This window comes from Nocardia sp. NPDC058640 (assembly GCF_042716995.1).
Classification (GTDB): domain Bacteria; phylum Actinomycetota; class Actinomycetes; order Mycobacteriales; family Mycobacteriaceae; genus Nocardia.
Genome location: NZ_JBHXRG010000004.1, coordinates 141,183 through 162,871 on the forward strand (window position 1 = coordinate 141,183; position 21,689 = coordinate 162,871).

A 21,689-nucleotide genomic window follows, 5' to 3' on the forward strand; every position below is an offset into this window, starting at 1 on the left:
GAACGCGAGCCCGTGCTGGGCTCGCGCCTGCCGGTGAGTCAGCGCGGAGCTGCCTCGGTGGTGAGTGATCTGAGCAACTGCAGAACCTCGGACTCGCGGAATCGGCGATGTCCGCCCGGCGTGCGAAGCGAACCCAGTCGACCCGCATGGGCCCACCGGGTGACGGTCTTGGGGTCTACGTGGAACATGGCGGCCACTTGGCCTGGTGTCAGCAGAGTGTCCTGAAGGCCGACGGTGATCGCAGTCATAGCTAACCTCTCCGTTCTCGACAGTTCCCTCATCAGTGGCGTCATCGTCGCACTGTGACCCCCATGTAGTCGAACCACCTACTGTTGGTAAAGGGGAAGTAATAGACAAAAGCCGCGAACGGGGCCGCGTCAGAGGCGATCGTTGGCGCGCGCCAGCGCCAGTTACGCTGTTGTCGTGAGTGAAGCAACAGGTCAGCAGGGTTCTGGCGCCGGGAAGCGACTGGTACGCAATCTGGCGCTCTACACGCTGGCTCGGATCGGGCTGGTGGTGGTGATCGCCGCGCTGATCGTGGGCATCGCCAAGGTGATCGGCGTGGATGTGCCGATCATCGTCGCGGCGCTGTTCGCGTTGCTGGTGGCGATGCCGCTGTCGCTGACCTTGTTCAAGAAACTGCGCGTGAAGGTGAACGAGGACATCGCCGTGGTCGACGCGCGCCGCCGCCAGGACAAGGCGCAGCTGCGGGCTCGCCTGCGGGGTGACGACGACAGCACGTCGGCGTGAAGTACCTCGACCGCAGCGCACCCCGTGACTGGGTCGACAACGCCGTGCGGCTGATCGACGCCGACACGCAGCGTTCCGCCGACACCCACCTACTGCGGTACCCACTGCCCGCCGACTGGCCGGTGCAGCTGTACCTCAAGGACGAGTCGACCCACATCACCGGCAGCCTGAAGCACCGGCTGGCGCGGTCGCTGTTCCTGTACGCGATCTGCAACGGCTGGGTCACCGAGGGCACGACGGTGGTCGAGGCGTCGTCGGGTTCCACGGCGGTGAGCGAGGCCTATTTCGCCAAGCTGCTCGGCTTGGATTTCGTCGCGGTGATGCCGGCGAGCACGTCGCCGCAGAAGGTCGCGCTGATCGAAGCGCAGGGTGGCCGTTGCCATTTCGTGGATCGACCGCCGGACATGTACACCGAAGCCAAGCGCCTGGCCGCGGAGTCGGGCGGGCATTTCATGGACCAGTTCACCCACGCCGAGCGGGCGACCGACTGGCGCGGCAACAACAACATCGCCGAGTCGATTTTCGATCAGCTGGCGCTCGAGAATCACCCGATCCCCGAGTGGATCGTGGTCGGCGCCGGCACCGGCGGCACCAGCGCGACGATCGGCCGCTACATCCGCTACCGCCGACACGCGACCCGCTTGGCCGTGGTCGACCCGGAACACTCGGCGTTCTACGGCGGCTACGAAACCGGCGACGCGGGCTACGAAACCGGAATGCCTTCGCGCATCGAGGGAATCGGGCGTCCCCGCGTGGAACCGTCGTTCGTCGGCCAGGTCGTCGACCGCATGATCGTGGTCCCCGACGCCGCCTCGATCGCCACCGCCCGCCACGCCAGCACCGCGCTGGGCCGTCGCGTCGGCGGTTCGACCGGCACCAACCTGTGGGGCGCGTTCCACCTCGTCGCCGAACTGATGGCCGCGGGAAAAAGTGGCAGCGTGGTGACCCTGCTGTGCGACGGCGGCGACCGCTACGCGGGCACCTACTTCAACGACGACTGGGTAGCTGCCCAGAACATCGACCTGACCGGCCCGACGGCGATCCTGGACGAGTTCACCACCACCGGCCGCTGGAACGGCTGACAGTGGTTCCGGCGGTTGCATGATCGCTATGCGACGCTGGACCGCGCCACGTGAATTCTGTGCCGGGTGTGTGTCGGACCCGACGCAATGTCCGTTTTCGGGCCTAGCATTGCCTGTATGCAACTAGCTATACGGTTGGTCATCAACGCCATAGCCATCTGGGCCGCGGTCGCGTGGATCGACAAGATCGATGTCATCGTGCCGGCCGAGTGGCAATCGGAGTGGGGTAACTGGGGTAAGGCCCTGGTCCTGCTCATCGTCGCGGTCGTGTTCACCGCGGTCAACGCTGTGATCAAGCCGATCGTGAAACTGCTGTCCCTGCCGTTCGTGATCCTCACGTTGGGCCTGTTCCTGCTGGTGGTGAACGCGGGAATGCTGTGGCTCACGGCCAAGATCACCGAGTTCACCGACTACGGCCTGCGCGTGGACGGCTTCTGGGCCGCGCTGTGGGGTGGCGTGATCATCATGTTGGTGAACTGGGTGCTCGGTATCCTGGTGCCCGACGGCGACTAGGCCAGTCCGACGGCCAGCGCACTCAGCGCTGACCACGCGAGCAACGCCAAGCCGGAATCGCGAAGGGCGGGAATCAGTTCCAGCCCGCCCTTCCCGGTGCGCACGGGGGCGTTGGCCCGGATCGCCAGCGGCAACGCGAGCAGTCCGGCCAGCGCCCACGGCGTGCGCGCCATCAGCGCGAGGCTGATCACGAACGGCGCCGCGAGCAACACCATGTGCAGGGTGCGGGTGCGTGCGTCGCCGAGTTTCACCGCGAGGGTGACCTTCCCGGACTCGGTGTCGGTGGGGATGTCACGCAGGTTGTTGGCCACCAGCACCGCGCTGGAGAACGCGCCGACACCGATCGCGAGCAGCAGACCCACCCAGTCGACCCGCAGCGCCTGCACGTACTGGGTGCCCAGCACCGCGATCAACCCGAAGAACACGAACACCGCGATCTCACCGAAACCGCTGTAGCCGTAGGGCTTACTGCCGCCGGTGTAGAACCAGGCACCCGCCAGGCACAGTGCCCCGATCAGCACCAGCCACCAGGCCGTGGTCGCCGCCAACACCAGGCCCGCGACCGCGCCGATCGCCAGGCTCAGCACGGCAGCGGTGCGAACGGCCTCGGGGGAGGCCAACTTCGAACCGACCAGCCGCAACGGTCCCACGCGCACGTCATCGGTGCCGCGAATACCGTCGGAGTAATCGTTGGCGTAGTTCACCCCGACGATCAGCGCCAGCGAAACCAGCAGTGCCAGTATCGCTTTCCACCACACGGCCCCGTCGATGGATGCGGCGGCGCCGGTGCCCGCCAGTACCGGCGCGATCGCGTTGGGCAACGTCCGCGGTCGGGCGCCCTCGATCCATTCCGCTGCTGTAGCCATGGTTCGAAGCCTAATCCGATACCGGCACCATTGGCTCCTCGGTGCCTCAGGCCGGACTGGATTCGGCGATCGTCTTGAGCCGGGCCAGACCCTTGTCGAAGTCCTTGCCGATGAAGTTGTCGATCGGAAAAACCTTGCCGAGCACGCCCATCAGACCGGAATGGGTGCCGGTCATCGTCCAGGTCACCTCGGTGCCGCCCGCGGCGGGGGACAGGGTGAAGGTGACGAAATTGGTGGCCTTGAACGGCTTTTCGAAGGTGAGCTCCACGCCGATCTCCCGTTCGGCGTCGGCTTTGATCTCCATCACGCCCGCACCGGCTTTCCGGTTGCCGCGCCAGGCGTAGCGGGCGCCGACACCGGATTCGGGGCCGGTGTAGGTGCGGGCGAGCTGCGGGTCGGATTCTTCCCAGGGCGACCACAGCCGCCATTGCCGGAAGTTGTCGATCAGTGCGTGGATGCGTGCCGGTTCGGCGGCGATGACGGTGCGCCGCGACACCTCGAAATTGCCCATGCGCGTGAGCCTATGCCGTGGGTACGACAATTCCGGGGAGCTACTGGGCCAGCAGCCTGCGCAGCGCCGCGCGATCGGGCTTCCCTGGTCCGCGCAACGGGATCTCGTCCAGCACGGCGAGTTCGCGCGGTGCCGCGATCGAGTCGAGTTCGGCCACCACGTGTGCGCGGATGTCGTCCAATGTCGGTGTCGCACCCGAGGCGGGCACGATCGCGACCGCGACCCGCTGACCCAGCCGTTCGTCGGGCAGGCCGAGCACGATGCATTCGCGGATGCCGGGATGGTTGGCCAGCACGGCTTCCACCACCTGCGGAATCACCAGCAGCCCACCGGTCATGATCGCCTCGTCGAGGCGACCGGTGATCGACAGCACGCCGTCGTCGAACGACCCCCCGTCCTCGGTGCGGAACCAGCCGGGTTCGGCGAAGGCCGGATGGTCGGGCAGGTTGCGGTAGCCGCGCGCGACCATCGCACCGCCCAGCACCACGCGACCGTCTTCGATCCGCACCCGCGTGCCTTCCAGCGGCACGCCCTCGTACACGCACCCGCCGCAGGTCTCGCTCATCCCGTAGGTCCGCACGACGGTGATGCCGGCGTCGCGCGCCCGGTCCAGGATGGGCGCGGGCGTGGCCGCACCGCCGACGAGCACACCGTCGAGTTCGGCCAGCGCCTTGGACGCGATCGGCGAATCCAGCGACTTGATCAGCTGGGTGGGCACCAGCGCGGTGTAGCGCCGCGGCCCGCGCATCGCGCTGACGGCACCGGCGAGCGCCTCGGGCAGGAACCCGCCCGACACGTCGAGCACCGTCGGGTCGGTCCCGGCCAGGATGCTGCGCAGCAACACCTGGATGCCGGCGATGTGATGGGTGGGCAGTGCCAGCAGCCAACTGCCCGGTCCGCCGAGTCGATCGTGGGTGGCGGTGCCGCTGGCCCGCAGGGCTTCCGCGCCCAGCAGCGCGCCCTTGGGGATGCCGGTGGTGCCCGAGGTCGTCACGACCAGCGAGACGTCGTCATCGATCGGGTCGCCGGGTTTGAGCGCGTCGGACAGTCGGCGTGCCTCGCGACGATCGGTGGTCGGGATCGGCAACCACGCAGGTCCGGTGCCGTCGAGGGCTTGGCGCAGGTGGGGCATCACTTCGCTGACCCCGGCACCGGTGGGCATCTGCAGCGTCCGCAGGGTTTTGCTCACGCCACAGCCTCGCCGGTGTTCGACCGCATCGTGTGCGGGCACAGGATCGCTTCGCTGCGCTGGCTCACGCCCACCACCTCCGGATACAGCTTGCGCGCCCTCACGGCTTCGATCGTGTCATGTGAACGGGAGGACCCGGCCAACGGGTCGGTTTGCCGGGGTGGGATATGCCAGACATAGCGACTGCGATTCAGTAGATGGACACAACTGGCACTGCGGTCCAAACGTCGGCGGTCGGGCGCTAGCTCGTTGTCATCGTGCTCGGCGCGGCCCGCATCGGCAAGTCGGCCGCGCCCCGCACGACTCAGAAATACCAGGGGTACGGCGTCCAGTCCGGCTTGCGCTTCTCCAGGAACGAGTCCCGGCCCTCGACCGCTTCGTCGGTCATGTACGCCATGCGGGTCGCCTCACCCGCGAACAACTGCTGACCGACCAGACCGTCGTCGAGCAGGTTGAACGCGTACTTCAACATCCGCTGCGCCTGCGGCGATTTGCCGTTGATATCCGCGGTCCACTCGAGCGCCACGTTCTCGAGCTCGGCATGGTCCACGACCTTGTTCACCGCACCCATCTGATGCATCTCCTCGGCGGTGTAGGGCCTGCCGAGGAAGAAGATCTCGCGGGCGAACTTCTGGCCCACCATCTTCGCCAGATACGCGCTGCCGTAACCACCGTCGAACGAGCCGACATCGGCGTCGGTCTGCTTGAACTTCGCGTGCTCGCGCGAGGCCAACGTCAGGTCGCAGACCACGTGCAGGCTGTGTCCGCCACCGGCTGCCCAGCCGTTGACCAGCGCGATCACCACCTTGGGCATGAACCGGATCAGCCGCTGAACTTCCAGGATGTGCAACCGGCCCGCGCGGGCGGCGTCGACGGTGTCGGCGGTCTCGCCGTCGGCGTACTGGTAGCCGTTGCGCCCGCGAATGCGTTGGTCGCCACCGGAACAGAACGCCCAGCCGCCGTCCTTCTCACTGGGCCCGTTGCCGGTGAGCAGCACCGCGCCCACGTCGGGGGTCATCCGCGCGTGGTCCAGCGCGCGGTAGAGCTCGTCGACGGTGTGGGGGCGGAACGCGTTGCGCACTTCGGGCCGGTCGAACGCCACCCGCACCGTGCCCTGGTCGATATGCCGGTGATAGGTGATGTCGGTCAGGTCCTCGAACCCCGGAACGGTCTGCCACAGCTTCGGATCGAAAGTCACGACCACGATTATTGCCCTATGGTCCGACATCCCGGTACGAGGACGTAACACCGCAGCTCGAGCAGTCGCCGCGTGCGTGCAAGCCCCGATGCGTATAGTTGCGCCTGCTCGTACATCGAACCGATCCGGAGGAACCTGAAAGTGGTTGCAGCACTGTCTGAATCCCTGCTCGACGACGCCAAGCGTCCGGCTTTCCTTGCTGACGCCGTCGAGGTGCTCGACGCCGAGGTCTCGGACAAAGGTGGGGCGTCCGGCCTTGCGGTGAAGGGTGGCTACGCGGCGGTCAAGAAGATCAGCCCGACCATCGTTCCCGACGGTCTGGCGTCGCTGGCGCCGAAGCTGCTCGATCAGCTCCAGCCGTACTGGGCCGAGTTCACCACCTCCGGCACCGGCACCTTCGCCGATCTGCTGGCCGCGAAGTCCGATCAGGTCGCCGAGTCGCTGCTGGCCGTCACCGACGCCCGCGCCGAGTCGTCCACCCGGCCCGCACTGAAGAAGGTGTACTCGTCGATGCGTGGTTCGGCGAAGAAGCACGTGATCGAGGCGCTGCCGCGCGTGGGCGACCTGGTGCAGAAGCACGCGGGCTGACCGTTTCGCGTCACGGGGGCGAGTCGCAGGTTCGGGCTCGCCTCCGACCGTGAGTGGATGTTCTCCAGGCCGTACACCCGCTGGGTGTGCGGCCTGGAGTGCTTCCGGTCGCGAACCCGCTGTTCGGCGTGGGATCCGACGATGCCGTGCGTCACACGCGGGTAGTTAACATTGGTAACTTTTCGACGGGGGTATCCGGGGACGGTGCCCAGAGTTAGCCAGGGATATCGCCGGGTGATAGCCATGTTTCCCGATCGATTGTGCAGCCCGTCACTATCGCAGAATTAACGTGCAGAAAATATAGGGTTAGCACGATATTCATGGTGATAATCGACACGTGTAACGGATTAGCAACTGGGCTCAGGAATCGATTACCTTTCGGGTTGTCCGCAGATCGCAGCGAAAAGCGGATAGTCGTTCGGATCACCACATTGCATTCCGCCACATTGCAATTCAGCCCTGCGGCGGGCCTGGAAGGAACTCTCATGATTCGCAAGTCTCTCGTCGTCGCCGGTGCCATCGCGATCGCCGTGGCCGGCCCGGCCGCCGCTGCCAACGCGTTCGCCGGTTCTGCCGCTGGTTCGGCTGCCGCCGGTACCGGCTCCGCCGCTCTCGCCGCCGCTGGTGGCGGCACCGGTTCGGCCGCCCTCGGCGCCACCGCCGCCGGTGGCACCGGTTCCGCCGCCCTGGGTGCGGGCTCGGCTGCTCTGGGTGGCCTCGCCACCGGTTCGGCCGCCCTGTCCGACGGCGTCGGCATCCTCGACACCGGCAGCTCGGCCCTGAACAACATGACCGGCACCGGCGTCAATGTCATCGACATCCTGCTCGGCCTGAAGGACCTCAACGCTGCCGGCTGAATAAGCTAGGGCAGTAAGAGAATTCACAGCGGCGGCGAACTTCGGTTCGTCGCCGCTTTCTTTTGTTTTCGATCAAGATCAATTGCCAATTCAATTGCGGTGCAATTGCTGCTTCTCTGTGATCGAGTGAATGAATCGATTCGATTGTGCCGCAGCGCTTTATCGGCTCCGGCCCGGTTCGGTGCCGTGGGGGTGTTCGGGCTAACAGGGGGCAGCAGCAGCGCAAGACCGCCAGGTCTGTCACGCTGGTAGTTGTGAATCCCTCAACAGCCCAGGCGCGAGTGGTCGTCGACGAACTCGTGCGCGGCGGCGTCCGCGAGGTGGTGCTGTGCCCCGGATCGCGCAACGCCCCACTGGCCTTCGCGCTGCAGGCCGCCGATGTGGCCGGGGAACTACGTCTGCACATGCGCGTGGACGAGCGCACCGCGGGATTTCTCGCGATCGGCCTCGCGGTGTCGTCGGGGCGGCCGGTGCCGGTCGTGATGACCTCGGGCACGGCGGTGGCGAACCTGGGTCCGGCTGCGCTGGAGGCCAATTACGCACGGGTGCCGCTGATCGTCATCAGCGCGAACCGCCCCTACGAGATGCTGGGTACCGGCGCCAACCAGACCGTGGAACAGCTGGGACTGTTCGGCTCGCAGGTGCGTGCCACCATCAGCCTCGGGCTGGCCGAAGCCGAAGCGGGAGAAGCTGCCTACCCGCGTCAGAACAGCGTGTGGCGTTCGACGGTGTGCCGGGTGCTGGCCGCCGCGCGCGGCACCCGATCCGGCAACGCGGGACCGGTCCAGTTCGATATTCCCCTGCGTGAACCGCTGGTCCCGGAGCTGTCCGACGACCCGCTGCCCGCCGGTCGCGACGGCGAGCGGCCGTGGACGGCAACCCAATACGCCACCCTCGACGTGCCCCTCGACATCGATCTGACCCCCGACACCGTCGTCATCTCCGGCCACGGCGCACGCTTGCTGCCCGAACTGGCCGACCTGCCGACCGTGGCCGAGCCGACCGCGCCGATGCACGGTCCCGCCCTGCACCCGCTGGCGCTGGCCCTGCTGAAACCGACCCAGGCGATCATCACCGGCCGCCCGACCCTGCACCGGCAGGTCTCGCGGGTACTGGCCGACCCGAACGTCACGGTGTTCGCGCTCACCACCGGCCCGCGGTGGCCCGATGTCTCCGGCAATGTCGTGGGGACCGGCACCCGCGCGGTGACCAGCGGTTCTCCCGATCCGGCCTGGCTGGCGCGCTGCCGCGAATTGAACGAGCAGGCCGAATCGGTGGTGCGGGCGGAGCTGGCCACGCATCCGAAGGCGACCGGTCTGCACGTGGCGGACGTGGTCATGGCGGCGTTGCGCGACGGCGATCTGCTGCTGCTCGGCGCGTCGAATCCGGTGCGTGACGCCGCGCTGGTGTCGCATCCGCGTGCGGGAATCCGGGTGCTGTCCAACCGCGGAGTGGCCGGGATCGATGGCACGGTCTCCGGCGCGGTCGGCGCCGCGCTCGCGCATCCCGGTCGCACGGTGGCGCTGATGGGCGACCTGACCTTCCTGCACGACGCGTCCGGCCTGCTGATCGGCCGCGGCGAACCACGGCCCGACAACCTCACGATCGTGGTCGCCAACGACGACGGCGGCGGCATCTTCGAACTGCTCGAACAGGGCGATCCGCAGTACGCGGGCGTGTTCGAGCGCGTGTTCGGCACCCCACACGGCATGGACCTGGCCGCCCTGTGCGCCGCCTACCGCATCCCACACCGCCAGGTCGACCCCGCCGAGCTCGCGGTGGAACTGGCCGCTGACGCGCACGGGTTGCGGGTGCTCGAGGTCGCGACCGAACGATCCAGCCTGCGTGAACTGCACGCGAGCCTGCGGACCAAGATCGCCGACTAGACCCGGCGAGGCGCACCCGCGGCGAGATCGCGCCCAACCTTCGCGCCGGCTGGGCGCGCGAAATGGTGCACGTGGGCGGGCTCCCCGCAGGGGGAGTCAGTCGGCGCTGCTCGCGACGATGAACCCGTCGCCGTCCTCGTCCATCGGGACCGGGATGGTCTGCTCGATCACGTCCGCCGGGTTGGCGGTGTCGGCGTCGCGGGCGATATTGGCCGCCATCTCGTCGGTGTAGTCGGCGGCGTCGAAGTAGGCCGGATCATCGGGGTCGAGGAACGCGGACTGTTGCTGTTCGATGCGGTCGGCCTCGGGGACCTCGTCCAGCGGGCGAGCGGTTTCGTACTCGATCATCGGTGCTCCTGTTCGTCGTCGTTACCTCGGACGGCGGTTGCCTCGGACGTACGGTGACGCTGACGTGCGGTGTGACGCTGACATGCTGTGTGTCGTTGACGTGCGGTGACGCTGACATGTTGCGTCGCTGACGTGCGGTGACGTTGATCGGCCCTGCGCTGTCCAGGGTGCGCCGATCTCGGGCGGTCGGCAACCCACACCGATGATTTTCCGGCGGTGCCGTCGTCATCATGAGTGCAGCCGCCTGCCATCCGACGAGGAGTGCTCATGGAACCGCGATTCGACTTCGAACCCGCCGCCCGATCGCTGGCCGCGATCGTCGACGGCATATCCGACGACCAGCTCGCCGACTCGACCCCATGTGGCGCGTCCACCGTGCGCGACGTGCTCGCCCATGTCGTCGGCCTGATCGAGGCTTTCCGACAGGCCGCGACGAAGGAAGCGGTGGGCAACTCCGCGCCCCCGCCCAGCGGCACCGATATCGCGTTGCCGAACGATTGGCGCACGCTGATTCCCGCGCAACTGGAAGCGTTGACGGCCGCATGGCGGGTGGACGATGCGTGGGACGGTGACACCGAAGCCGGTGGCGTGCGGATGCCCGCCGCGGTGATGGCGATGGTCGCGCTCGACGAGATCGTCATCCACGGCTGGGATCTCGCCGTCGCCACCGGCCAGGACCTGCGCGTGGACCCGACGGACTCGGCGATCCTGCTCGAGTTCTTGAGCGAGACCGACCCCGAGGGCACACCCGGCTTGTTCGGCCCGATCGTCGAGATCCCCGCCGACGCCCCGGTTTTCGAGCGTGTGCTCGGACTGACGGGCCGCGACCCCGCCTGGCGTTCGTCAGCAGTGGCATAGCCGAGCAGTGGCATAGCCGAGCAGTGGCATGGCTGAGCGGCGGCATAGCCGAGCAGCGGCATAGCCCGAGCGGCGGGGCATAGCCGAGCAGCGGGCTTGCTAAGCGCTGGTGACGAAGGCTCCGGCGATGGTGGCGATGGCGGCGGCTCTGGCCGAGCGGTCGGCGATGTCGAGATCGATCGGATCGCCGCTGGCCAGTAATCGGTAGTACATCGGCGCGGAGACCGCCGACAGCACCGCGCGCGGGTCGGTGCCCGCCGGTGCCTCGCCGCGGACGATGGCGGCGTCGACGCAGGGTTCCCATTCGGCCAGGCGGGTGTTGTAGAAGCTGTGCAGGGCGGTGGCGGTGACATCGTCGCAGGTGGCGGCGGCGATGACGGCCCGGAACAGGTTGCTCTGGCGACCGTCGGCCAGTGTCTTCGCGACCAGTCGGGCGTTGGCGGTGAGGTCGTCGAGCAGCGAACCGGTGTCCGCGCGCGGCAGCGACTGGTCGGCCATGTCCACGAGCAGGTCGGCGACCAGGCCCGCGGGTGTGCGCCAGCGACGGTAGACGGTGGTCTTGCCGACCCCGGCCGCGGTGGCGACCTCGGTCAGGTCCAGATGCGCGAATCCGCGGTCGGCCAGCAGATCGCCGGCCACTTCCAGCACCGATTCGCGCACGCGGGCGGTGCGTCCACCTGGGCGAATGGAGCCGGGCCAGGCGATGTCGTAGTCCATAACGGAACTCCTGTTTCATTTAGCGCGAATCGGGTGTACTGTCGGCCGTGTTAACGAAACTATAGACCCCTTAGGAGCTCTCATGGAATATCGGCGGCTCGGCGCATCAGGTCTTCTCGTTCCGGCACTCGGTTTCGGCGCAGGCACTTTCGGTGGCCGCGGTGCCCTGTTCAGCGCGTGGGGCGATACCGATGCCGCGCAGGCCAGGCGGCTGATCGACATCAGCCTCGAGGCCGGCGTCACCCTGTTCGACACCGCGGATGTGTATTCCGACGGTGCGTCCGAGGAAGTACTGGGCGCGGCGATCAAAGGTCGGCGCGACCAGGTCCTGCTGTCCACGAAATCGGCCCTGCCCACCGGCCCCGGCCCGCACGAAGCAGGTTCGAGCCGGGCCAGGCTGATCCGCGCCGTCGACGCTTCGCTGCGACGTCTTGGCACCGACTATCTCGACCTGTTCCAACTACACGCCTTCGACGCGGGCACCCCGCTGGCGGAAACCCTCACGGCCCTGGACGATCTCGTGCGCGCAGGCAAGATCCGCTACCTGGGCGTCTCCAACTTCGCCGGGTGGGAACTGATGAAAACCCTGGCCACCGCCGAGTCGCTCGGACTGGAAAAGCCGGTGGCGCACCAGGTCTACTACTCGCTGGTCGGTCGCGACTACGAATGGGAACTGATGCCGTTGGGCGCAGACCAGGGCGTCGGGTCGATCATCTGGAGCCCGCTGGGCTGGGGCAGGCTCACCGGCAAAATCCGGCGCGGACAACCACTTCCGGCCGGCAGCCGACTGCACGAGACCGCACAGGCAGGCCCTCCTGTCGACGACGACAAGCTCTACGACATCGTCGATGTTCTCGACCGGATCGCCGCCGACACCGGCCGCAGCGTCCCGCAGATCTCGCTGAACTGGTTACTCACCCGTCCCACTGTCAGCTCGGTATTGATCGGTGCCCGCAACGAGGAACAGTTACGTCAGAACCTGGGTGCCGTGGGCTGGCAGCTCGACCCCGAACACGTGGCCGCCCTGGATGCCGCGAGCGCGACCACACCCCCGTACCCGTACTACCCGTATCACCGGCTGCCCGATTTCGCCCGGCTCAACCCGCCGGCGATCCGCGCGGCCTGATCGGGTCAGTACACGTCGCGCACGTACCGTTTCTCGGCCACGAGCTGCTTCTTGAAGGCCAGCGCACCCGCCTCGTCCAGCTTTCCGTGGATCTGGGCGATCCGCAGCAGGGTGTCGTCGACATCCTTGGCCATCCGGGAGGCGTCGCCGCAGACGTAGAAGTGGCCGCCGTCGCGCAGCCACGACCACAGCTCGGCGCCGTGCTCGATCATCCGGTGCTGCACGTAGACCCGTTCGCGCTGGTCGCGGGAGAAGGCCAGGTCCAGGCGGGTGAGGAAGCCGGAGCGGAACATGTCTTCCAGTTCGCCGCGGTAGTAGAAGTTCTGGGCGGCGTGCTGGTCGCCGAAGAACAGCCAGTTGCGGCCGGTCGCCCCGATGGCCCGTCGTTCGTGCAGGAATCCGCGGAAGGGAGCGATGCCGGTACCCGGCCCCACCATGATCATCGGGGCGGTCGGGTCCAGCGGTGGGCGGAAGTGCGGGGCCCGCTGCAGGAAGATCGGCACCTCGGTGGTGCCCCGGTCGGCCAGGAACGTCGAGCACACCCCGCCGCGACGCGACGATGTGCCCACCGGGTCGCCGTAGCGGACGACGCCGACCGTGAGCTGAACCTCGTCGGGGGTGGTCAGCGGGCTGGACGAGATCGAATACTGGCGTGGCTGCAGCTTTTTCAGTGCACCGAGCCAGTCCACGAGGTCGGTGCGCACCGGGAAGTCGCGCAGCACGTCGACGGCCTGGCGATCCCACAGGTAGGAGGCGAGCTCGTTGCGGTTGTCGCGGCGCAGCAGCTTGGCCAGCTGCGGGTGCGGGTTGCGTTCGCCGATGAAGCCCAGCAGATCCTGACTCACCTTGGTGATGTCGAAATGTGTGCGCAGGGCATCGGTGAGGGTGAGTTCGCGGTTGTCGAGTTCGATCACGCGTCGGCCGTCGAGGCCGGTGCAGGTCAGCCATTCCTCGACCAGTTCGGGGCAGTTGGCGGGCAGCACGCCCAGCGAGTCGCCGACTTCGTATCCGGCGTCGAGGTCGTGCAGGTCGAAACCGAAGCGCCGCACCTCTTTCGGTGAACCGGGGGCGCTCAGGATCTCGTTGCGCATCAGGGTGGCCAGGACCGGGGATTGGCGGGTGAACGGTGCGGCGGCGGCGCGCTGCACGCGGGGCTGGGTGGTGGCGAGGGGGCGGTCGAGCACGGTCGCTCCACCGCGGCCGGCGGGGGAAGGCAGCGGGCGGGCCGAACTCACATGGGAGACACCGTTATTGGCAGCACCAACTGGGAAGGAGTTGTTGGCACCACCGGCGAAACTGTCGCTTCGAGAAGGGCTGCCGGGCGATCCGTCGCGACCGGTCGGCAGAGGATCGCGACCCTGTGAACGGCCGCCCGATGAGTTGCCGTCATCGTGGGTGGTGATCGCGGCCAGGACATCGTCGAGCCACTGTTGCGCGGTGTCGTCGAAATCGGGCTCGCTGTCCACCCGCGGCAGCAGCCGCTTGGCACCACGCTCGGCGAACAGGGTGTCGAGTTTGCGGCCGTGCCCGCAGAAGTCATCGTAGGAGGAGTCGCCGAGGGCGAACACCGCGTAGCGCACCCCGTTGAGTCGAATGATGCTGTCTTCCAAGCGGGTCCAGAAGTCGGCACCGTTGTCGGGTGGGCCGCCGTCACCGAACGTGCTGGTCACGACGAGGACGTCACCGGTGATCGAGGTGAGTTCGCAGGAGTCCATATCCAGCAGTGACGGTGTGAGTCCGGCTTCGGTGAGCCGGGCGGCGACGGTGGCGGCCAGTTCCTCGGCGTTGCCGGTTTGGGAGGCCCACAGAACCGTGAGCGGGTGGGGGACAGGGCTGTCGGGGATGTCGGTGGCGGCACCGACATTGCGGGAGTACATGCCGGCCAGCAGTCCGTCGACCCACAGGCGGGATCGGGTGGACAGCGGTGCGCTCGCCGGCAGCACCGGCTGACCAGTCACCGGCAGTGATCGCAGGGCGGCGAGGTAACCGCCGAGGTAGATGCGTTCGGTCTCGCTGAGAGTGGGCGAGGCGCCGGCGTCCAGGCCGAGTACTCCGGCCAGCGGATGCTCGGCAGGCTGGTCGGCTTGTGCGGGGAGCTGGGACGGCTGCGCGGGAGCCTGTTCCGCGGTGGGTGCCGGGCCGACCCGGCGCAGTGCCACCGCGCAGGCCTTGAACTCCGGTTGCAGCGAAGCGGGATCCACCGCGTCGTTGGTGACCGCGTTGATCGTGAGGTATTCGCCCTGTTCGTCGTTCCAATGGAAGGGAGCAAAACAATCACCAGGTCGCACACGATCGCTGATACGCACCGGCAGGACGGCACGGCCGCGGCGCGACGCGATCTCCAGTTGGTCGCCGGGCTCGAGGTCGAGGCGGCGCGCATCCTCGGGATGCACTTCCACGAACGGCGCGCCGTTCAGCTTGGTCAGCTTGGCGACCTTGCCGGTCTTGGTCATGGTGTGCCACTGATGTTGCAGCCGACCGGTATTGAGCAGGAACGGGTAGTCGTCGTCGGGCAGTTCCGCGGCGGGCAGGTGCGGTCGCGGGAAGAACACCGCGCGCCTGCTCGGGGTGGCGAACGCCAGGCGCGGGGTGGTGCCGTCGGCCGCCACGTGCAGCGGCTGGTGGGTGCCGTCGTTGAGATAGCGGATCGGGTTGCGCGGGCTGTCGGCGTCGTTGCACGGCCACTGCATCGGCCCGTCGGCCAGGCGCTGGTAGCTCATGCCGCTGAGGTCGTAACCGGTGGCCGGATTGGTGAACTGCTGCAGTTCGGCGAAAACCTCGGCACTGGAAGCGAAGTCGAAGCCGGGAAAACCCATGGCGGTGGCGACCTGGGCGATCAGCAGCCAGTCCGGTCGCGCTTCGCCGATCGGGTCGACCGACTGCTGCAGCAGGGTGACGGTGCGCTCGGAATTGACCATCACCGCATCGGCTTCGGCCCACAGTGTCGCGGGCAGCAGCAGATCGGCGTAGGCGTTGGTGGCGGTTTCGGTGTAAGCGTCCTGCACGATCACCAACTCGGCGGCCTCGAGCCCCGCGATCACGGTCTTGCGATTGGCCACGGTGGCAACGGGATTGGTGCAGATGATCCACGCGGCCTTGATCTCACCGTCGGCCAAGCCGCGGAACATGTCGATCGTGCCGGGGCCCGCCTCGGTGCGCAGGGTGTCCGCGGGCAGATCCCACGCGGTTTCGACGAAGGTGCGGTCGGCGGGGGAGAGCAGGCTGCGCTGACCGGGCAGGCCGGGACCCATGTACCCCATTTCGCGGCCGCCCATGGCGTTGGGTTGGCCGGTGAGGGAGAAGGGTCCGCTGCCGGGTCGGCAGATGGTGCCGGTGGCCAGGTGCAGGTTCACCAGGGCGTTGGTGTTCCAGGTGCCGTGGGTGGACTGGTTCAGGCCCATCGTCCACAGCGACATCCACTCGCCGGCCTGCGCGATCATCGTGGCGGCGGTGCGGATATCGGCCTCGGCCAGGCCGGTCAGTTCGGCCACGCGTGCGGGTGGGTAGTCGGCGAGGAATTCGGGCATCGCGTCCCAGCCCTCGGTGTGCTGCGCGATGAACTCGGTGTCGATCGCGCCGTCGGCGACGAGCAGGTGCAGCAGCCCGTTGAGCAGGGCGAGGTCGGTGCCGGGGGCGATCTGCAGGAACAGGTCGGCGCGGGCCGCGGTGTCGGTGCGGCGCGGGTCGACCACGATCAGCTTGGCGCCCGCCTTGAGCCGGTCGGCCATGCGCAGATACAGGATCGGGTGGCAGTCGGCCATGTTCGCGCCGCTGACCAGGAACAGGTCGGCGTGTTCGAAGTCGTCGTAGGAGCCGGGCGGCCCGTCCGAGCCCAGCGACTGCTTGTAGCCGGTGCCGGCGCTGGCCATGCACAGGCGCGAGTTGGCTTCGATGTGCTTGGTGCGCAGGTAGCCCTTGGCCAGCTTGGTGGCCAGGTACTGGGCCTCGAGCGACATCTGTCCGGAGACGTAGAGGGCGATCGCGTCGGGGCCGTGCTCGTCCAGGATCGCGCGCAGCCGGGCGGCGGTCTCGTGCACAGCCTCGTCGACCGGCAGCGGCGCCGGGGCCTGCCCGCGTTCGGGGCGGCGGTAGGCGGTGGCCATCCGGCCGGGGGCGGCCATCATCTCCGCGTGGGTGGCGCCCTTGGTGCACAGTCTGCCCGCGTTCGCCGGATGCAGCTTGTCGCCGCTGACCTTCGCGATCAACCGCGCACCAGACTGATCAGTCTTTGTCTGGACGTTTATGCCGCAGCCGACGCCGCAATACGAGCACTGTGTACGCACAGTGTCCGTGTCGCGGCCGTCCGCTTCCCCTGTCATGACTCGATCATCCGCATTGGTCGTTGCGCTCGATTTACCGAACGTTATGTCCAGGTGACAATCGACCTCACACATCAAAATTTCCACAGTGAGGTTGCGGCCCGAATATCACCCCTGATCAGGGCACATTCCGTGTGGTTGCCGCGCGGGAGTGGCCGGGCGGGGGTGACCGGTCTCACCCCACCCTTCGCCGGGTTCGGGGGGTGTTCAGCCCAGTTTGTAGCCGCGGTGCAACGCCACCACGCCACCGGTGAGGTCGCGCCACTGCACCGAGTCCCAGCCGGCATCGACGATGCGACGAGCCAGCCTGCGCTGATTGGGCCACGCCCGGATCGACTCGGCCAGGTACACGTACGCGTCCGGGTTGGAACTCACCGCCTGCGCCACCCGCGGCAGCGCCTTCATCAGGTACTCCATGTACACGGTGCGGAAGGGGCCGAACACCGGTGTGGAGAACTCACAGACCACCACCCGTCCGCCCGGCTTGGTCACCCGCAGCATCTCGCGCAGCGCCACATCGATATCGGCGACATTGCGCAGACCGAACGAGATGGTCACCGCGTCGAACGAATCGTCGGCGAACGGCAACGCCATCGCGTCGCCCGCCACCATCGGCACCTTGCGGAACCGGCCCGCCCCGAGCATGCCCTGGGAGAAGTCCGCGGCCACACACCAGGCACCGGACTTGCCCAGCTCCACGGTCGACACACCGGTCCCCGCAGCGAGGTCGAGCACTCGTTCGCCGGGGCGAAGGCCCAGCGCGCGTCGCGTCGCCCACCGCCAGTACCGATCCTGGCCACCGGAGATGACCGTGTTGGTGAGGTCGTAGCGCTTCGCCACACCGTCGAACATCGACGCGACCTCGTGGGGTTGCTTGTCCAGCGAAGCCCGAATCGGTTCCCGCTGCTCTGTTGTCGCCACACACCGAGCTTAGAGTTGTTCCGCCGCAATAGCGCGAGTGGGATTCACCACCAAGGGCGAGGACGCGGGACGCGCAGTGGTCGCAGTCGCACGAGCGCTGTGCCCGTGGCCGCAGCGAAGGCGAAGTGTGCGTGGCTGCGGCGAAGGCGAAGTGTGCGTGGCTGCGGCGAAGGCGAAGTGTGCGTGGCTGCAGCGGACTGCGACTAAGCGGTGCGCGGCAATCGCCGGTGCGTGCCGGTGACGTCGGCGTAGTGGCCCATCAGCTCGGTGCAGATCGCGGGCCAGGTGCGGTGCAACACCGACTTTCGCGCCGCGGCCGCGAACCGGCCGCGCTGTCGGGCATCGCGCAGGGCGGACACGGCGCTGGGCAGCAGTTCGGCGAAACGGTCGACCGGCAGCAGAAAACCGTTGCGGCAGTGCGCGATCAGATCACGCGGACCGCCTGCGTCGGGGCCGATCACCGGCACACCCGACGACAACGCCTCCTGCACGCCCTGGCAGAACGTCTCGTGTTCGCCGGGATGCACCATCACATCCAGGCTCGCGTAATGCGTGGCCAGTTCGCTGCCACCCAGCTCACCGGTGAACACCGCGTCCGGCATCAGTTTGCGCAACCGCGTCCGCTCCGGGCCGTCGCCCACCACCACGAGCTGGATCGACGGGTCGTCGGCCAGCGCGGCCAACCGTTCCACGTGCTTTTCCGGCGCGAGCCTGCCCACGAACCCGACAACGAGCCGATCGTCGGCTCCCAACCAGCTCGCGCGCAGTTCCTCACTGCGTGCGGCGGGGGTGAACCGGGCGATGTCCACGCCACGACCCCAGCGGTGCACGCGCGGGATCCCGTGCTCGGCGAGATCGTGCGCGGCCGCCGACGACGGCGCCAGCGTGCGAGTGGCGCCCTCGTGGATGCGTCGCGTCCACGCCCAGGCGGCCCGCGAGGCCAGCCCGAGGCCGTAGCTCTTGGCGAATCCGGCCACGTCGGTCTGGTACACCGCCACGGTCGGCAGATCCAACCGGGTCGCCGCCGCCAGCCCGCCCGCGCCGAGCAGGAACGGCGAGGCCAGATGCACCACGTCGGGGTCGAAATCGGCGATGGCGGCGGTGATCCCGGGCTGCGGCAGCCCCACCGGCAGCGAACTGACCTTCGGCACCATCATCGCCGGTACGCGGTGCACCGGGAAGCGGCCGTGAAAGCGCGGTGCGGGTGGGGCGCCGCGCAGGGAATCGGGCGCCACGATCATGGCGTCGTGACCGTGCTGGTCCAGGTGATCCAACACCCGCAGCACGGAGTTGACGACACCGTTCATGTTCGGCAGGAAAGACTCCGAGACGATGGCTACGCGCACCCTTCCAGGGTGACCGCCACACCGCGCGACACCCCCACGCCGACGTGAAGCCGGGGCGAACAGCAAACGAAGTTACGCCGCGCGCTGCTTGCGCCGCACCCACCACAGCACCGGAATCGCCAGCGCCCACGCCACGACGATCACCGAGGCGGCCGGAATGATCGCCACCCGCGCATCGCGCCCCGCCACCCGGACCAGGTCGGGATCGCGGGTGCTGTACTCGACATTGATCCGCTGGCCCACGGTCAGATTCGTCGGATACAGGATGCCGACCTTGGGATTGTGGGTCACGCTGTCGGGCGTCACATAGGTCACCGCCGACCGCAACCGCCCCGCGGACAGCACTTCACCGGAGGTCACGCCTCGATGCTGTTCGATCTCGTAATCGTTGCGCCAAGCCGCCAGCACCAGCAGGACCATCAGCACACTGATCACCGCCGCGGCACCGATCACCCACGCCTGAACCCGCCGCAGGCGCTTGTTCCGCCGCTCCGACAGGCTGGTTTCAGACACGCGCACCACCCTACCGGCTGTATTTTTGGCGGCTGGCGCCGCGGGTTTTCGGCCTATTAACCTTGATCTTCCCTCCCTCCGGGCACTCCTTCGTCGCACCCTCCGGTCAGTCCAGATCAAGGCGGCCGAAAACTACGGACTGCCTGTCGAGAACGACTACCTGCCATGTGGCAGTGACGAATTCGACTGCAATAGCATTCCCGCTATGTCCCGCAAATTCAGCTTCACCGTGCCCTACTCCGTCCCGGTCGAAGAGCTTCACCGGGCACTTGTCGACGATGCTGTCTGGCAGGCGCGTTTCGCCGCCGCCGAGACCGCGACCATCGAACTCTCCCATCCGAACGGCCCCGACTCGATCACCCTCCACATGACCGAAACCCCAGGTAAGGACAAGGTTCCCGGTCTCGTGCGGAAGGTGCTCAAAAGCGACCTGGTGCTCGAGCGCACCGACACCTGGCAGCCGCTGCAGGGCGAGACCGCCAAGGGCAGTTTCACCGGCAATACCACCGGCATCACCACCGAGATGGCGGGCACCTACGAACTGCGCCCCACCGCCGAAGGCAGTGAAATCGAGGTCGTCGGCACGGTCAAGGTGAAGGTCCCGCTGGTAGGCGGCGCGATCGAACCACTGGCCGAGCAACTGCACCAGCGAGTGCTGAACAGCGAACGCAAGTTCATCGAGAACTGGTTTGCGAGCGCTGCCGGCTAACCGCCTCGAACCGGTGTAGGGAGGCGCCTCAGCTGAACGGCGGCAGTTCGTCGGCACGCAATGAGGCTCGGCCCGCCGCCCGCCAGGCGCGGGCGGTGAGGTCGAGGTCCTCGTCGGTCACGAGATTGCCCATCACACGAACAGCGGTGCGCTGCAAGTACTTCGACCGCATCACCGGCGGCCCACCCAGCGGCACGAACTTCGGCGCCGTGGCCAGCCCCGCGAGCCTGCGCGCCACCGAGAACGTGCGCCCGTACTTCGCGCGCAGCAGCTGCGGCCATACCGTGCTCAAATCGGGTTCGTCGAGCAGTCCCTCGAGCATGTGCCCGCCTTCGAGGCCGTAGTCGATGCCTTCGCCGTTGAGCGGGTTCACGCAGCCCGCGGCGTCACCGACCAGCGCCCAGTTCACCCCGGCCACGTTCGAGACCGCGCCGCCCATGGGCAGCAGCGCCGAGGCCACTGCGCGCAGTTCGCCGTGCAGTTCCCATTCCTCGCGGCGCAGCCGGGTGTAGTGCTCGAGCAGCGGTTTGAGCGCGATGTGCGAGGGCCGCGCCTCGGTGGCCAGCGAGCCGACGCCGATGTTCACTTCACCGTTGCCCAGCGGGAAGATCCAGCCGTAGCCGGGCACGAGTTCATCGGCGGCGTTGCGCAGTTCCAGATGCGAGGAGATCCACTGGTCGTCGCTGCGCCCGGACTTGATGTAGGCGCGCGCGGCGGTGCCGTAGGCGTAGCGGCGATGCCAGGTGCGCCCCAACTGTTTTCCGATGGGGGAGCGCACGCCGTCGGCCACGACCAGCACCCGGCAGCGCACGGTGTGGGTGGTGTCGCCGATGCGCACGCTCACCCCGGTGACCCGTTCACCGTCGCGATGCACCTCGGTGACCTTGGCGCCGTCGACCATCCGCGCACCGGATTTGATCGCGGTCTCGCGCAGCTTGTCGTCGAGTTCGGTTCGGGGAACGGCACTTCCGTAGGTCGGGAACGACCCGCCCGGCCACGGCAGCAACGCCTCGCGCCCGAATCCGGCCATCCGCAACCCGTGGTTCACCGTGTGCGCGCGCAACCATTCGCCCAGACCCAGATGTTCCAGCTCGGCGGTGGCGCGCGGGGTCAGGCCGTCGCCGCAGGTCTTGTCGCGCGGGAAAACCGCCGAATCCAGCAGCAGCACATCGCGTCCGGCGCGCGCGGCCCACGCCGCCGACGCCGAACCGGCAGGCCCGGCACCGACCACCAGCACCTCGACGGCGGCGGGCAGCGACGCATGGTCGGCGGGGAGCAGATCCGGTGAACCCATGGCTCAATACTGGCACTGTCGGCGGTTGTGCGAGAGTGTCGGGTACACCGGGAATTGTCACTGTGTGACGGGGTTCATCGGCCGAAGTGGCGGAACAC

General features: G+C 67.8%; 21 protein-coding genes. 9 read left to right on the top strand and 12 right to left on the bottom strand.

The genetic code is table 11. The features are described 5' to 3' along the window. Positions 1-38: 38 nt before the first annotated feature. Positions 39-248 (bottom strand): BldC family transcriptional regulator, encoded by a 210-nt coding sequence (locus tag ACFWU5_RS08680; RefSeq protein ID WP_056814442.1) that lies wholly within the window; start codon positions 246-248, stop codon positions 39-41. A gap of 175 nt (positions 249-423) precedes the next feature. Between ACFWU5_RS08680 and ACFWU5_RS08685 the strand changes: the two genes are divergently transcribed. The 3 genes from ACFWU5_RS08685 (at position 424) to ACFWU5_RS08695 (ending at position 2,345) form a co-directional block, all read left to right on the top strand. Continuing rightward, the gene (locus ACFWU5_RS08685; RefSeq protein ID WP_379243395.1) at positions 424-750 is read left to right on the top strand and encodes a DUF4229 domain-containing protein; all 327 of its coding nucleotides are present in this window, start codon (positions 424-426) and stop codon (positions 748-750) included. Continuing rightward, positions 747-1,832, top strand: a complete 1,086-nt coding sequence (locus tag ACFWU5_RS08690; protein ID WP_379266638.1) for a PLP-dependent cysteine synthase family protein — start codon at positions 747-749, stop codon at positions 1,830-1,832. The genes ACFWU5_RS08685 and ACFWU5_RS08690 overlap by 4 nt, the downstream gene beginning before the upstream one ends. A 117-nt stretch (positions 1,833-1,949) precedes the next feature. Further along, a complete protein-coding gene (locus ACFWU5_RS08695; protein WP_379243387.1) occupies positions 1,950-2,345 on the top strand; it encodes a phage holin family protein in 396 nt (131 codons plus the stop codon). Here ACFWU5_RS08695 and ACFWU5_RS08700 read toward each other — a convergent pair. The 4 genes from ACFWU5_RS08700 to ACFWU5_RS08715 all read right to left on the bottom strand — a co-directional run bounded on the left by ACFWU5_RS08700 (position 2,342) and on the right by ACFWU5_RS08715 (position 6,139). Next, the gene (locus ACFWU5_RS08700) at positions 2,342-3,211 is read right to left on the bottom strand and encodes a 1,4-dihydroxy-2-naphthoate polyprenyltransferase (RefSeq protein ID WP_379266639.1); all 870 of its coding nucleotides are present in this window, start codon (positions 3,209-3,211) and stop codon (positions 2,342-2,344) included. The genes ACFWU5_RS08695 and ACFWU5_RS08700 overlap by 4 nt on opposite strands. Before the next feature lie 46 nt (positions 3,212-3,257). Beyond that, positions 3,258-3,722 carry an SRPBCC family protein gene (locus tag ACFWU5_RS08705; RefSeq protein ID WP_379243384.1) on the bottom strand — a complete coding sequence of 155 codons (465 nt, stop codon included), beginning with the start codon at positions 3,720-3,722 and terminating at the stop codon, positions 3,258-3,260. Between the two features lie 40 nt (positions 3,723-3,762). Then, positions 3,763-4,884, bottom strand: a complete 1,122-nt coding sequence (gene menE / locus ACFWU5_RS08710) for an o-succinylbenzoate--CoA ligase (protein ID WP_379266709.1) — start codon at positions 4,882-4,884, stop codon at positions 3,763-3,765. Positions 4,885-5,215: 331 nt separating this feature from the next. Beyond that, positions 5,216-6,139 carry a 1,4-dihydroxy-2-naphthoyl-CoA synthase gene (locus tag ACFWU5_RS08715; RefSeq protein WP_379266640.1) on the bottom strand — a complete coding sequence of 308 codons (924 nt, stop codon included), beginning with the start codon at positions 6,137-6,139 and terminating at the stop codon, positions 5,216-5,218. Between the two features lie 111 nt (positions 6,140-6,250). On the opposite strand from ACFWU5_RS08715, the gene ACFWU5_RS08720 reads away from it, so the two are divergent. The 3 genes from ACFWU5_RS08720 to menD all read left to right on the top strand — a co-directional run bounded on the left by ACFWU5_RS08720 (position 6,251) and on the right by menD (position 9,440). Further along, the gene (locus ACFWU5_RS08720) at positions 6,251-6,697 is read left to right on the top strand and encodes a DUF6918 family protein (protein WP_379243380.1); all 447 of its coding nucleotides are present in this window, start codon (positions 6,251-6,253) and stop codon (positions 6,695-6,697) included. Positions 6,698-7,182: 485 nt separating this feature from the next. Beyond that, a complete protein-coding gene (locus ACFWU5_RS08725; protein WP_379243378.1) occupies positions 7,183-7,554 on the top strand; it encodes a hypothetical protein in 372 nt (123 codons plus the stop codon). 254 nt (positions 7,555-7,808) lie between these two features. Next, on the top strand, positions 7,809-9,440 hold the full coding sequence (gene menD, locus ACFWU5_RS08730) for a 2-succinyl-5-enolpyruvyl-6-hydroxy-3-cyclohexene-1-carboxylic-acid synthase (protein WP_379266641.1): 1,632 nt from the start codon (positions 7,809-7,811) through the stop codon (positions 9,438-9,440). Positions 9,441-9,536: 96 nt separating this feature from the next. Here the strand turns inward: menD and ACFWU5_RS08735 are convergent, their stop codons facing one another. Then, the gene (locus tag ACFWU5_RS08735; RefSeq protein WP_379243374.1) at positions 9,537-9,788 is read right to left on the bottom strand and encodes a hypothetical protein; all 252 of its coding nucleotides are present in this window, start codon (positions 9,786-9,788) and stop codon (positions 9,537-9,539) included. Between the two features lie 267 nt (positions 9,789-10,055). Here ACFWU5_RS08735 and ACFWU5_RS08740 point away from each other — a divergent pair, with 267 nt between their 5' ends. Next, positions 10,056-10,646, top strand: a complete 591-nt coding sequence (locus ACFWU5_RS08740) for a TIGR03086 family metal-binding protein (RefSeq protein ID WP_379266642.1) — start codon at positions 10,056-10,058, stop codon at positions 10,644-10,646. A gap of 99 nt (positions 10,647-10,745) precedes the next feature. On the opposite strand, the gene ACFWU5_RS08745 is transcribed toward ACFWU5_RS08740, so the two are convergent. Further along, positions 10,746-11,363, bottom strand: coding sequence for a TetR/AcrR family transcriptional regulator (locus ACFWU5_RS08745; protein ID WP_379266643.1), 618 nt, complete (start codon positions 11,361-11,363; stop codon positions 10,746-10,748). 82 nt (positions 11,364-11,445) lie between these two features. Between ACFWU5_RS08745 and ACFWU5_RS08750 the strand changes: the two genes are divergently transcribed. After that, positions 11,446-12,489 (top strand): aldo/keto reductase, encoded by a 1,044-nt coding sequence (locus tag ACFWU5_RS08750; RefSeq protein ID WP_379266644.1) that lies wholly within the window; start codon positions 11,446-11,448, stop codon positions 12,487-12,489. A gap of 5 nt (positions 12,490-12,494) precedes the next feature. Here the strand turns inward: ACFWU5_RS08750 and ACFWU5_RS08755 are convergent, their stop codons facing one another. The 4 genes from ACFWU5_RS08755 to ACFWU5_RS08770 form a co-directional block, all read right to left on the bottom strand. Continuing rightward, the gene (locus ACFWU5_RS08755) at positions 12,495-16,808 is read right to left on the bottom strand and encodes a molybdopterin-dependent oxidoreductase (RefSeq protein WP_379266645.1); all 4,314 of its coding nucleotides are present in this window, start codon (positions 16,806-16,808) and stop codon (positions 12,495-12,497) included. Between the two features lie 207 nt (positions 16,809-17,015). Further along, positions 17,016-17,729, bottom strand: a complete 714-nt coding sequence (locus tag ACFWU5_RS08760) for a demethylmenaquinone methyltransferase (RefSeq protein WP_379266646.1) — start codon at positions 17,727-17,729, stop codon at positions 17,016-17,018. 203 nt (positions 17,730-17,932) lie between these two features. Then, positions 17,933-19,075, bottom strand: coding sequence for a glycosyltransferase family 4 protein (locus ACFWU5_RS08765; protein WP_379266647.1), 1,143 nt, complete (start codon positions 19,073-19,075; stop codon positions 17,933-17,935). Positions 19,076-19,147: 72 nt separating this feature from the next. Beyond that, on the bottom strand, positions 19,148-19,588 hold the full coding sequence (locus ACFWU5_RS08770) for a DUF3592 domain-containing protein (RefSeq protein ID WP_379266648.1): 441 nt from the start codon (positions 19,586-19,588) through the stop codon (positions 19,148-19,150). 205 nt (positions 19,589-19,793) lie between these two features. Here ACFWU5_RS08770 and ACFWU5_RS08775 point away from each other — a divergent pair, with 205 nt between their 5' ends. Continuing rightward, positions 19,794-20,297 carry a DUF2505 domain-containing protein gene (locus tag ACFWU5_RS08775; RefSeq protein WP_379266649.1) on the top strand — a complete coding sequence of 168 codons (504 nt, stop codon included), beginning with the start codon at positions 19,794-19,796 and terminating at the stop codon, positions 20,295-20,297. Positions 20,298-20,325: 28 nt separating this feature from the next. Here ACFWU5_RS08775 and ACFWU5_RS08780 read toward each other — a convergent pair whose 3' ends face one another. Further along, complete coding sequence (locus tag ACFWU5_RS08780; RefSeq protein ID WP_379266650.1) at positions 20,326-21,591, bottom strand: geranylgeranyl reductase family protein; 1,266 nt, start codon at positions 21,589-21,591, stop codon at positions 20,326-20,328. Between the last annotated feature and the right edge of the window lie 98 nt (positions 21,592-21,689).

Bases quoted from the DNA above. Each gene is read 5' to 3' on its own strand.
- ACFWU5_RS08700 (WP_379266639.1), bottom strand. From the start codon at position 3,211: ATGGCTACAGCAGCGGAATGGATCGAGGGCGCCCGACCGCGGACGTTG.
- menE (WP_379266709.1), bottom strand. From the start codon at position 4,884: ATGCCCACCGGTGCCGGGGTCAGCGAAGTGATGCCCCACCTGCGCCAA.
- ACFWU5_RS08755 (WP_379266645.1), bottom strand. From the start codon at position 16,808: ATGACAGGGGAAGCGGACGGCCGCGACACGGACACTGTGCGTACACAG.
- ACFWU5_RS08725 (WP_379243378.1), top strand. From the start codon at position 7,183: ATGATTCGCAAGTCTCTCGTCGTCGCCGGTGCCATCGCGATCGCCGTG.
- ACFWU5_RS08715 (WP_379266640.1), bottom strand. From the start codon at position 6,139: ATGTCGGACCATAGGGCAATAATCGTGGTCGTGACTTTCGATCCGAAG.
- ACFWU5_RS08750 (WP_379266644.1), top strand. From the start codon at position 11,446: ATGGAATATCGGCGGCTCGGCGCATCAGGTCTTCTCGTTCCGGCACTC.
- ACFWU5_RS08680 (WP_056814442.1), bottom strand. From the start codon at position 248: ATGACTGCGATCACCGTCGGCCTTCAGGACACTCTGCTGACACCAGGC.
- ACFWU5_RS08775 (WP_379266649.1), top strand. From the start codon at position 19,794: ATGTCCCGCAAATTCAGCTTCACCGTGCCCTACTCCGTCCCGGTCGAA.
- ACFWU5_RS08705 (WP_379243384.1), bottom strand. From the start codon at position 3,722: ATGGGCAATTTCGAGGTGTCGCGGCGCACCGTCATCGCCGCCGAACCG.
- ACFWU5_RS08735 (WP_379243374.1), bottom strand. From the start codon at position 9,788: ATGATCGAGTACGAAACCGCTCGCCCGCTGGACGAGGTCCCCGAGGCC.
- ACFWU5_RS08740 (WP_379266642.1), top strand. From the start codon at position 10,056: ATGGAACCGCGATTCGACTTCGAACCCGCCGCCCGATCGCTGGCCGCG.
- ACFWU5_RS08695 (WP_379243387.1), top strand. From the start codon at position 1,950: ATGCAACTAGCTATACGGTTGGTCATCAACGCCATAGCCATCTGGGCC.
- ACFWU5_RS08780 (WP_379266650.1), bottom strand. From the start codon at position 21,591: ATGGGTTCACCGGATCTGCTCCCCGCCGACCATGCGTCGCTGCCCGCC.
- ACFWU5_RS08745 (WP_379266643.1), bottom strand. From the start codon at position 11,363: ATGGACTACGACATCGCCTGGCCCGGCTCCATTCGCCCAGGTGGACGC.